Here is an 11,442-nt window from a genome sequence, read left to right as displayed (position 1 = left end):
TGGCTCCTTTTTTTAAATCATTTTTTCTCGAACACGCCCACCATTTGTCCCTCGAACAGGGTTTGGATCTCGGTCAAAATTTCTGGATCATCAATGGTTGATGGTACATTGTATTCCTTTCCATCGGCAATGGCCCGAATAATTTTTCGGAGTATTTTTCCTGATCGGGTCTTGGGCAAACGTTCCGCTACCAATACCTTTTTCAGTGCAGCAACGGGCCCTATTGCTTTGCGAACGTCGTTCACCACTTCGGATTGCAATTGAAAATGTTCAATCTCCGACCCAGCTTTCAGCACGGCCAGTGCCAAGGGAACCTGTCCTTTCAGGTCATCCTCTATGCCAACCACACAGCATTCGGCCACATCAGGGTGTTTCGCCACCACTTCTTCCATTTCTGCCGTGGACAAACGGTGTCCGGCCACATTGATGATATCATCTACCCGTCCGGTGATGAACACATATCCGGCCTCATCAATATATCCGCCATCACCAGAAAAATAATAGCCTTCAAATCGCTCCAAATAACCTTTGATGAACCGTTGGGTATCTCCCCAAAGATTGGGCAAGGTACCCGGGGGCAACGGTAACTTTACGGCCACATAGCCTTCTTCGCCTGGTTGGGCCTCGGAGCCATCTTCCCTGAGAATCTGCACATCATACCCACAAACAGGTTTAGTGGCCGATCCCGGTTTTACATCAAAATGATGTTCAAATCCCATCATATTGGCCACAATGGGCCATCCAGATTCGGTTTGCCACCAATGGTCGATCACGGGAACCTTCAATTTTTCTCCGGCCCATTCCAGTGTGCTTACATCGCATCGCTCCCCAGCCAAGAAAAGATACCGAAGGTTGCACATTTCAAACTGTTTAATGAATTCGCCATTTGGGTCCTCCTTTTTAATGGCACGAATAGCAGTAGGAGCCGTAAACATCACGTTTACATCATGATCACTGATCACCCGCCAAAAAGTAGAGGCATCGGGTGTTCGGACTGGTTTTCCTTCAAAAAGTACCGTAGTACAACCATAAAGTAACGGGGCATACACAATATAGCTGTGCCCAACCACCCAACCTACATCACTTGCCGCCCAGAAGACTTCACGAGGATTTACCCCATAAATATGTTTCATACTGTAGTGCATGGCCACTGCATGACCGCCATTGTCCCTAATGATTCCCTTTGGCTTGCCCGTTGTTCCGGAGGTATATAAAATGTACAAGGGATCGGTAGCATCCACTTCGGTCCAGCGAACGGGATCGGCAATCTTCATCAGCGTGGCATAATCAATATCATTTTCCCCATCGGGGCGAACGGCTCCCAGTTTTCGATTGAAGACGATGACGTGTTCTGGGGAATGGGTCGCCATTTTTATGGCTTCATCCACCATAGGTTTATACGGAATGATGCGATCCACCTCAATCCCTGAGGTAGCCGTTATAATGGCTTTGGGTTTGGCATCGTCAATCCGGATGGCCAACTCATGGGGAGCAAATCCACCGAACACTACGGAATGGACGGCACCCAATCTGGCACAAGCCAACATGGAAACCACGGCCTGGGGAATCATGGGCATATAAATGATGACGGTATCACCTTTTTCAACCCCCAAACGTTGCATGCCACCGGCAAGGCGGCTCACCATGTCCCGTAATTCGAGATAGGTGTATTTTTTTACGGTTTGGGTAACTGGGGAATCATAAATGAGGGCAATATCATTGCCCCTTCCGTTTTCGATGTGGACATCCAATGCCAAATACGATGTATTTAATTTTCCTCCTTTGAACCACCGATAAAATCCATGTTCATCCTTGGTGATGGCCCTTGTTGGCTTTTGGAACCAACTGATCTGCGAAGCTTGATCCATCCAGAAATTTTCCGGATCTTTTATGGACCGCTTGAACTCCTGTTCATACGTAATCTGCTCCATTGTTCGTGTAGTTTGTTTAATCTGTTTGTGCATGCAATCACTTAATCAGAACTACTTGATTTCAAAGGAGTTCTAAAAGCAATTACCTCTCTAAAGTACAGATTAATCCCCTGCGGAACGGATTTTATTTTGCTAAATTGATATAGGTCCTCTGCCCTCCTTCCACAATCGATACCTAATAAATGTCACTCCGTTTACATCAACCTTTCCTTCCTCCAGAAACCCAAGGCGCAACAAACCTCTGATCTTCGTTCTGGACTCTGGAAATAGCACGGTAACGGAATCCAAACCCATTTCCCCGAAAGCCTTATCTATTATCATCCCGTACAATAATTTGCCCATGCCCCAATGATCAGGATGGAGGACCATGGCCAAATCAGCTTCCCCATCCTCGGGTTGCAAACCGCCCCATCCCACAAAATCACCATCAACATAAAAGGCCCACGGTCCATACCCAAAGTTGGCCCATAATTCCTCTTTGGCGGCTATAAAACTGTCAAGGTCCTGTTTTGTGAATTCCCCTTGGAACAATGGCATTTGTCTACGCACCAGTTCATGGTTCATCAATAGGAGCAGATTACCAGTATTCACTTCATGGAGTCGTTTAAATTCTATGTTCATCTTAACACCTTCGTTTACCATTGGTTCGATTAGGTCTTTGTCCATTACAAAATCCTATTACCTTTATACCATGAGCAACTTCAGGACGCCCAAGACCACTTATTACCTTAAGCGTATTCTTCCCTTCGGAATCATCTGGTTGGTTTTGAGTTGGTTCATTCTGTTGATCGAGTCCATGGCCACCGATTACGAGAACAAGCGACCAGATACGGACATTACAATGGATTGGTCCATTTTTTTCTTTGCCTCTTTTGCCGTATTTGCCGTTGGGATCGCTATGGGCGCGGTTGAAGTACTTTGGCTTGGAAAACAGTTTAAATCGAAAAGCTTTGGACAAAAAATCCTTTATAAAATGGGATTTTATCTTCTGTTCATGCTAGTCATTAATATCATCATGTTCCCTGTAGCGGCCAGCATTGAAATGGGAATTTCAATTTTTGACAGCGAAGTTTGGGACAAATTTTCACATTACATCAAGAGTACCACTTTCTTAAGTACCATGGTATCCCTCTCCTTTAGCATTTTTGTGTCCTTACTGTATTCGGGCATCAGTGAACATTTGGGACATGAAGTGTTATTGAACTTTTTCTCGGGAAAATACCATCAACCTAAAGCGGAAAACCGCATTTTCATGTTTGTTGATATGAAATCCTCCACCTCACTGGCCGAGCAATTGGGCCACCAAACCTACTTTCAATTTTTAAGGGATTACTACAACCAACTGTCGGATGCCATTATCCAGTACAAAGGTGAAGTGTACCAATATGTGGGCGATGAAATTGTGATATCCTGGAAAAAAGAGGATGGCATTGTACATCAAAATTGCATTAATTGTTTTTATGGAATGAAGGCCCGATTGGAGAAAAAGTCGCCCTATTTCAACAAAAAATATGGTGTGGTCCCTTCCTTCCGGGCGGGCATGCATATGGGGCAGGTGACCACGGGTGAAATTGGTGCACTAAAGAAGGAGATCTTTTTTACCGGGGATGTGTTGAACGCCACTTCCCGCATTCAGAAATTATGCAAAACATATCATCAAGAATTGCTTCTTTCTGGGCAACTAAAGGAGGCTCTTGATCAAAAAGGAGCCATTCCATTTAAACCGATTGCAACGGTTACTCTGGAAGGGAGACAAGAACCCATGACCCTGTTTTTTCCAACCCAACTTTAAAAAGCCGTCCATTTGAATATGGGAAGGCCACATACTTTTCCTTGGCAAGGATTTCATTGTTAATTAAAATGAAAATTTAGGGATGAAATTCAGCAATGCCATTGCGGTTTGGTATTTTCGCAGTCGCGATACAGTACAAGTATGATGGTTTGGATTATTTTCCTGTTGGGGATACTTTCCTTTTTGGCTCTCGACCTAGGAGTTTTTAATAAAAATGCCCATATCATCAGTGTGAAGGAAGCGTCGATGTGGACCACTATTTGGGTGACGCTTTCCCTCTTGTTCTCCTTTGTCATCTATTGGCTTTACAGTACGGGCAGAATAGAGAATCCTGATGCCCTGAAACCCACAGAGGCCAGCATGAAATACCTTACTGGTTATCTTATTGAACTTTCGCTCAGTATTGATAATATTTTTGTGATCGCAGTGATTTTCGGCTCTTTTAAGATTCCACAGAAATACCAACACCGCGTTTTGTTTTGGGGTATTTTGGGCGCCATCATCTTTAGGGCGTTAATGATTTTCTTTGGGGTTGCGCTGATCAAAAAGTTCAGCTTTACCACGTATGTTTTTGGCGCTTTTCTGATTTTTACAGCCATTCGAATGGTGGTTTCCAAAGAAAAACCGTTCAATCCCAAAAAGTCGTTTATTTACAGAAACCTGAGAAAGATAATGCCCATTACCTCGCACATGCGGGGACAAAAGTTTTTTATCAAACTTCGTCATATCACAGCGGCCACTCCTCTTTTTATAGCTTTGGTGGTCATTGAGTTTACCGATATTTTGTTCGCCCTGGACAGCGTTCCCGCCATTTTGGCCATTACCTCAGACCCCTTTTTGGTCTTCAGTTCCAACATTTTTGCCATTTTGGGATTACGCTCCATGTACTTTTTCTTGGCGAATATGCTCAATCGGTTCCAACACCTTAAATACAGCTTGGTGGCCATTTTAAGTTTTGTGGGCGTCAAACTCATCTTGGCCCATCACTACACTTTCCCTGAATGGCTTTCCCTTGGTTTTATTGGACTTTCCCTGTTGATTGGCGTTTTGGTTTCTTTCTTGGACAAGAATTCCAACAGCAGTCATTGACCTTAAATATTTGGAAAACAAAAAACCTCCCAATCTCAAGAAGGGGAGGTCATCTATATTCCATTTTGATACTTATCCTTTCAGTTCACGATCCGTGATGAAGGGTTGATGATTCTTCCTGCTACCCGTGGCTTTGTACAAAGCGTTGGCCAATGCTCCAAAAACGGGTGGAAAAGGAGGTTCTCCCAAACCTGTGGGATCAATTTCGTTTTGCACAAAATGTACCTCGATATTTTTTGGAGCCTCACTGTTCCTGATCATTCGATAGCGATCAAAATTCTGTTGCTGCGGAGCTCCATCCTTAAACGAAAGTGTTCCGTACATGGCATTACCAATTCCGTCCACAATACCGCCTTCCGCCATATTGGTCGCTGCATCGGGGTTGACCACAATACCACAATCGATGGCACAATAGGCGTTCTGCACACGGGGATTTCCGCCTTCCATGGCCAGATCCACCACATGGGCAGCATAGGTATTATGGCAAAAATAGGCGGAGACCCCTCGGAACATTCCCGGTTTTGCCTCACCCCAGTTGGATTTTTCCTTGACGAGTTCCAAAACCCCGGCCAATCTATCGGCTTCATAGTCATTTTCCTCCCCTACCGGATTGTTTTTGGCTCGATCTAAAAGTTCCAATCGGAAATCAACAGGGTCTTTTCCTGCCAGTTCGGCCACTTCATCCAAGAAGGATTGCTCTACCCCTGCCATAAAATTAGATCTGGGCGCCCTAAAGGCTCCAACGGTTATGTTCGAATTGATTTCCCATTGTTCCGCCAAATAATTGTCCACCGCCCCAGCTGGGAAACGGTTCGCAAAAAGTGGCGTTTCGGGAACCCCACCTGCCTTCACATGAAATGCCACCAAATTGTTGTTTTCGTCCAACCCCGCTTTGTACGTGGCATGGTAGGATGGTCTATAGATGCCGAAAGTCATGTCATCCTCTCGGGTATACATCAATTTAACGGGGGCGTTCACTTGTTTGGATATCAAAGCCGCTTCCACGGCATAGTGGGCATAGGCCCTTCTCCCAAATCCACCACCCATTCGGGTCATTTCTATTTCAATTTTATCGACAGGCAAACCCAAACGGGCGGCTAATGTTCCTTCAATCAAGGAAGGTGCCTGCAAAGGACCCGCCAGTTTCGCACTATCCTCGGTCACATGGGCAAAGAAGTTCATAGGCTCCATACAGTTGTGGGCCAAAAACGGACAGGTATAACTGCGTTCAATGACCTTGGCCGCTTTTTTAAAGGCTTCTTCCGGGTTTCCATCTTTACGAACCACGTTTCCAGGTTTGGATGCCATGGCCACCATTTGATCGTAATGACCTTCGCTGCTTTCCAAGCCACTGGGCACATCAGTCTTTGCCTTGGCCCCAAATCTATCCACGGTAAAACTATAATTCTGAATAGGTTCCCACTCCACCGAAAGGGCCTTTTTGGCATTCATGACTTCCCATGTACTCTTACCCACCACTACAACAAGCTCGGTAAAGGCATTGGTATCGAAATAATTGCGTTCATAATCGTCATTTAATGTCTTTATGGAAAACACATCCACAATACCGGGCATTGATTTCGCCTGGGTGGCATCAAAAGATTTTAATTTAAGACCAAAAGCCGGTGGATGAGTAGCCATGGCCGTTAGGGTCCCTTCATACTGATAGTCCAATCCGAACAATGGTTTGCCAGAAACAATTTTACTGCCTTCCACATTTTTCTTTGACGTTCGGATAACCTTAAAATCCTTCGGGGTCTTTAAAGTCACTTCTTCTGGAACGGCAATTTTTGCGGCCGCTGAAGCAATTTCACCATAACCTATGGATTTTCCACTGGCACTATGTGTCAACACCCCATTTTCCGTGGTAATTTCAGCAACAGGAACACCCCATTGTTGGGCTGCGGCCTCCTTCAACATTTGTTTGGCGGATGCACCGACAGTGCGCAATCCTTCCCACCTCCTACGAATACCTTGGCTACCGCCTGTAAATTGCATTCCGAATGTTTCTGCATTGAAAGGCGCCATTTCTACCATAACATTTTCCCAAGCAACATCGAGTTCCTCGGCAACGATCATGGGCATGGAGGTCATCACGTTTTGCCCAAATTCCGGGTTGGGACAAAGAATGGTAACTACACCGTTATCCCCTATTTTAAGGTAGGAATTGATCTCGAACCATTCCTTGGGCATTTGCAGCACCTGTTCTTCCGTAACCTGCTTGGGTTTGCAAGAGTTGAGCCAGCTGAAGCCCAGTATCAATCCACCTCCGGCAAGTCCGGTGTTTCTGATAAAAGCCCTTCGTCCTATAGATTTGTTTATCTGATCCATGAAACTTGTTTTCTGAATAGTTTTTTGATTATCCTTCGGCGGCCATTTTCACCGCTTTTCGTATCCTTAAGTAGGTACCACATCTGCAGATGTTACCGTTCATGGCCATTTCAATTTCCTCTTCTGTCGGATTTGGATTTTTTTCCAAAAACGCAGCCGCGGTCATGATCTGTCCGGCCTGACAATACCCACATTGGGGAACATCTACCTCCAACCATGCTTTTTGCACAGGGTGATCCCCATTTTCCGATAGCCCTTCGATCGTGGTAATTTCTGAATTGCCAACCATGGAAACCGTAAGCATACAAGATCTTGTTGCGGTTCCGTCCAAATGCACGGTGCATGCACCACATTGTGCTATTCCACAGCCATATTTGGTGCCCACAAGGTTTAAATGATCCCGAAGCACCCACAGCATTGGGGTTGATGGGTCTACGTCGACCTCACTTTCTTTTCCGTTGATTTTTAACTTAAATAGTGCCATAATCCAATTTGTTGCCCTTAAATTATTGATAAGCAACCGGAAATGGATTACATTATTCAAACAGTTTGAAAAAATTAACTTTTAATGAAGAATGGAATCAGGAAAAGAACTGAAGAAAATGACCCATAAAAAAACCTCCCGATCTTCCGAAAGGGAGGTTTTTGTTGGCCTACTAGGACTCGAACCTAGAATGACTGAACCAAAATCAGTAGTGTTGCCAATTACACCATAGGCCAGTACCACATCAAAGCTAAAATTGTTTCAGCATTTGAGCGTGCAAATTTAGAACAAACTTTGGTATCAGCAAATATTTTGATAAGAATACATGCTATTTTTATCTCCTATCCATGTTAAAGGTTTTTGAAAAATGACCGACCTTCTCTGCTATATTTACTAAATTCGCCCCAACTCGGTTAACAACCAACTCTTATGTTTGCAAAAGACTTCAAAAAATGGGATACCATCGTCGGGTGGATTTCCTTCGCAATCGCCTTTGCCGTTTATGCCCTGACCGTTGAACCCACAGGAAGTTTTTGGGATGCCGGGGAATACATTTCCACCTCCGCCAAGCTACAGGTTGGCCACCCACCGGGTGCTCCGCTCCTTCAGATGATCGGTGCGTTTTTCTCCATTTTCGCCTTTGGGGACGACACTAAAATTGCCTTGATGGTCAATGCAGTTTCCATCGTTTCCAGTGCCTTTGCCGTTTTGTTCACTTTTTGGTCGATCACCAATTTGGCACAAAAACTCATCAAATCGGATAACCCATTGTCCAACAGCAAGGCCATTGCCGTTTTGGGCAGTGGATTGGTAGGTGCTTTGGCCTTCACATTTTCAGATAGCTTTTGGTTCAACGCCGTAGAAACCGAGGTATATGCCATGGCTAGTTTGATCATGGCCCTTTTGCTTTGGCTCGGATTAAAATGGGTAGATGATGTGGACGACCCGAGAGGCAACCGTTGGTTGTTGCTCATCAGTTTTTTGGTGGGATTGACCTTCGGAATCCAGTTTATGGGCTTTTTGGCCATTCCTACTGTTGGACTACTCTATTACTTCAAAAAATACAAGACCACCACTATCAAGAATTTTCTGTTGGCGAATGTTGTTGTAGTGGTCATTCTGATCTTGGTCTATAAATTCTCGCTCACCTATGTATTGAAACTTTTTGGTTGGAGCGAGGTATTCTTCATCAACGAAATTGGCCTTCCGTTCAATTCGGGATCTATTATTATGGGATTGCTCTTTGTGGCTGCCTTCTATTTTGGATTGAAATATACCCGCAAGCACAATTTTTATACAGGCAACTTGATCATCATGTGCCTGATGTTCCTTATCCTTGGTTTTTCCTCTTGGTTGATGCTGCCCATCAGAGCCAATGCCCAGACCGTGGTGAACGAGAACAACCCGGCCGATGCCCGAGCCCTTTTGGCCTACTATAACCGGGAACAATATCCCGGGGTGGACAGTCCCTTCTACGGTGCTTATTATTCCGATGCTTTTGCCCCATCCGGTGAAGAAAGGGACGATAGCCCCAAATATGAAAAAGACCTGAAATTGGGTAAATACGTTATCGTAAACCACTATGAAAAAGCGATTCCGGGTCCCAATGCAAAGCATGTAGGCTTTTTACCGAGGATGTGGAGCGATCAACATGCCGAAAATTACATGAAGTACTTCGGTGTTCTTAATTTCAGGATCAAATCGGAATACATTTCCAATAACGATCTTAGGGAAGCGGTGAACCAGTTTAAGTCGGCCTATGTGAAGGGTGAACTCGACTCGGAACAATACATCCGGTTTTTACGGGAATTTGGGGAATATATCGAGGTAGAGCCACCAACCTTGTGGCAGAACATCCAATACATGTTCGATTTCCAATTCGGATATATGTACATGCGCTACTTCATGTGGAATTTTGTTGGGAAACAGAACGACATCCAAGGCAAGTACGATGAAAATGGAAACTGGCTCAGTGGCGTCGGGTTTATCGATAGCATGCGTTTGGGAAGCCAAAAGAACCTACCGAGTGATTGGAAGAACAACGAGGGTAGAAACACCTATTTCTTCCTACCGTTGATCTTGGGAATCTTGGGCATCGTCTTTCAAATTTCGAAGAATCCCAAGCAGTTTTGGGCCCTTTTCGTGTTCTTCATGTTCACGGGATTGGCCATTCAATTCTACACCAACCCTTACATCTTCCAACCCCGTGAAAGGGATTACTCCCTAGTGGGTTCCTTTTATGTGTTCTGTATTTGGATCGGTCTCGGCGTTTATGGATTGTTTGAAGAGTTCAAGAAAATGATTCCGTCCAAAATTGCGGCACCGGCCATAACCACATTATGTCTTTTGGGAGTTCCAATTTTGATGGGATTCCAAAACTGGGACGATCACGACCGTTCCGGCAAGTATACGGCTCCTTCCACGGCCAAGGCCTATTTGGATTCCTGTCAGGAAGATGCCGGAGCTATCCTGTTCACCATCGGGGATAACGATACCTTCCCACTTTGGTATGCCCAAGAGATCGAAAACTACAGGACCGATGTTCGTATTGTGAACACCAGTTTGTTCGCTACGGATTGGTATATCGATCAAATGAAACGAAAAGCGTATGAAAGTGATCCGATTCCGTCCCAATTAACACATGACAAGTACCGATACGGAACTAGGGATGCGGTTTACTACACGAAAGCTGATGACGTTTTCAATAGATCGGTTTCCGAAAGCAGGTGGTCCATCCAAGATTTTGTGAATTGGATCGGCAGTGACAATCCCGAGACCAAATTTGGATTTGTAGTGGAAAAACGCGGTATGGATGTAGATCAATATCCTGAAAGCACTTTGGATATTGTGTACTACCCTACTAACAAAATCCGCATTCCTGTGAACAAACAGAACGTTATTGCAAGTGGGCTGGTCAAGGAAAAAGATTCTGCCCTTATTGTGGATTATATTGATATTGACCTACCACAAAGTGCGTTGCCCAAGAACAGGATATTGATGTTGGACGTAATCGCCAACAATGATTGGAAACGACCTATTTATTTCTCTGGCGGTAGTTTTGATAGCTCGGAATACATTTGGATGAAGGACTATCTACAGTTGGATGGCCTCGTGTACAAATTGGTACCCATCAAGACCCCCAACAGGAATTCCTTTGAAATGGGAAGAATCGATTCAGACCTCATGTATGATATTGTCAAGGATTGGGATTGGGGTAATTCCGGAAGTGATAAGATCTACCACGATCCGCAGACCCGTTCCCAAGGTCTATCTTTCCGAAGTAATTTGGCCCGATTGATGGAAACCTTGATCGAGGAGAACAAAATTGACAAGGCCAAGGACGTCATCGATATCGCCATGACCAATATGCCTGTGGAGTATTTCAATTTTTATGCCTTTGTGGAACCTTTTGTGGATGGATACTACAAAGTGGGCGAAACCGAAAAAGCCAGGGCATTGTACGGCAAATTGAAAAAGATCTATCAGGAGCATTTGGAATATTATGCCAACATTCCGCTGGATGAACAATATGAAAAGATTGATGATATTTTGGCCGATATGCAGGCATACCGAAGGAACATCGATATCCTAATCGATAACCAGGATAGGGAATTGGCCGAATCGGAAACGGTGATCTTCAATGAATATATAGACAAGTTCTCCCAATTTGTAAATGACGGGGAAGAAGAACTGTTGGAAGAACCGCTACCTTCCGACCCTGATCTGGAAGATTCTATACCCTTGGATACCATAGAACAGCTAACAGATTCGGTAGTACCACAACAATAGCATAAAAAAAGCGAGGTAAAAACCTC

At 44.5% G+C, this 11,442-nt stretch carries 7 protein-coding genes and 1 tRNA gene; 3 read left to right on the top strand and 5 right to left on the bottom strand.

Going from position 1 to position 11,442, the window contains the following annotated elements; translation table 11 throughout:
- Positions 1 to 17 precede the first annotated feature (17 nt).
- Together LKX84_RS09855 and LKX84_RS09850 are read right to left on the bottom strand one after the other, a co-directional pair.
- Positions 18 to 1,964, bottom strand: a complete 1,947-nt coding sequence (locus tag LKX84_RS09855) for a propionyl-CoA synthetase (protein ID WP_228236999.1) — start codon at positions 1,962 to 1,964, stop codon at positions 18 to 20.
- Positions 1,965 to 2,063: 99 nt separating this feature from the next.
- A complete protein-coding gene (locus LKX84_RS09850; protein ID WP_228236998.1) occupies positions 2,064 to 2,597 on the bottom strand; it encodes a GNAT family N-acetyltransferase in 534 nt (177 codons plus the stop codon).
- A 25-nt stretch (positions 2,598 to 2,622) separates the two neighbouring features.
- Between LKX84_RS09850 and LKX84_RS09845 the strand changes: the two genes are divergently transcribed.
- Both LKX84_RS09845 and LKX84_RS09840 read left to right on the top strand, forming a co-directional pair.
- The gene (locus LKX84_RS09845) at positions 2,623 to 3,723 is read left to right on the top strand and encodes an adenylate/guanylate cyclase domain-containing protein (protein ID WP_228236997.1); all 1,101 of its coding nucleotides are present in this window, start codon (positions 2,623 to 2,625) and stop codon (positions 3,721 to 3,723) included.
- Positions 3,724 to 3,864: 141 nt separating this feature from the next.
- Complete coding sequence (locus LKX84_RS09840; protein ID WP_228236996.1) at positions 3,865 to 4,812, top strand: TerC family protein; 948 nt, start codon at positions 3,865 to 3,867, stop codon at positions 4,810 to 4,812.
- A 72-nt stretch (positions 4,813 to 4,884) separates the two neighbouring features.
- Here LKX84_RS09840 and LKX84_RS09835 read toward each other — a convergent pair whose 3' ends face one another.
- From LKX84_RS09835 to LKX84_RS09825, 3 genes are all read right to left on the bottom strand, one after another.
- Positions 4,885 to 7,143, bottom strand: a complete 2,259-nt coding sequence (locus LKX84_RS09835; protein ID WP_228236995.1) for a xanthine dehydrogenase family protein molybdopterin-binding subunit — start codon at positions 7,141 to 7,143, stop codon at positions 4,885 to 4,887.
- Between the two features lie 28 nt (positions 7,144 to 7,171).
- The gene (locus tag LKX84_RS09830) at positions 7,172 to 7,627 is read right to left on the bottom strand and encodes a (2Fe-2S)-binding protein (RefSeq protein ID WP_228236994.1); all 456 of its coding nucleotides are present in this window, start codon (positions 7,625 to 7,627) and stop codon (positions 7,172 to 7,174) included.
- 164 nt (positions 7,628 to 7,791) lie between these two features.
- Positions 7,792 to 7,863, bottom strand: a tRNA-Gln gene (locus tag LKX84_RS09825).
- Positions 7,864 to 8,056: 193 nt separating this feature from the next.
- Between LKX84_RS09825 and LKX84_RS09820 the strand changes: the two genes are divergently transcribed.
- A complete protein-coding gene (locus LKX84_RS09820) occupies positions 8,057 to 11,416 on the top strand; it encodes a DUF2723 domain-containing protein (RefSeq protein WP_228236993.1) in 3,360 nt (1,119 codons plus the stop codon).
- The last annotated feature ends 26 nt before the right edge of the window (positions 11,417 to 11,442 follow it).

Origin of the sequence: Allomuricauda sp. M10, from assembly GCF_020782875.1 — a bacterium.
Taxonomy (GTDB): Bacteria; Bacteroidota; Bacteroidia; order Flavobacteriales; family Flavobacteriaceae; genus Flagellimonas.
This window is presented reverse-complemented; position numbering and strand designations above follow the sequence as displayed.

Excerpts from the sequence above, each read along its gene's own strand:
- LKX84_RS09855 (WP_228236999.1), bottom strand. The coding sequence starts at position 1,964 with ATGCACAAACAGATTAAACAAACTACACGAACAATGGAGCAGATTACG.
- LKX84_RS09850 (WP_228236998.1), bottom strand. The coding sequence starts at position 2,597 with ATGGACAAAGACCTAATCGAACCAATGGTAAACGAAGGTGTTAAGATG.
- LKX84_RS09845 (WP_228236997.1), top strand. The coding sequence starts at position 2,623 with ATGAGCAACTTCAGGACGCCCAAGACCACTTATTACCTTAAGCGTATT.
- LKX84_RS09840 (WP_228236996.1), top strand. The coding sequence starts at position 3,865 with ATGATGGTTTGGATTATTTTCCTGTTGGGGATACTTTCCTTTTTGGCT.
- LKX84_RS09835 (WP_228236995.1), bottom strand. The coding sequence starts at position 7,143 with ATGGATCAGATAAACAAATCTATAGGACGAAGGGCTTTTATCAGAAAC.
- LKX84_RS09830 (WP_228236994.1), bottom strand. The coding sequence starts at position 7,627 with ATGGCACTATTTAAGTTAAAAATCAACGGAAAAGAAAGTGAGGTCGAC.
- LKX84_RS09820 (WP_228236993.1), top strand. The coding sequence starts at position 8,057 with ATGTTTGCAAAAGACTTCAAAAAATGGGATACCATCGTCGGGTGGATT.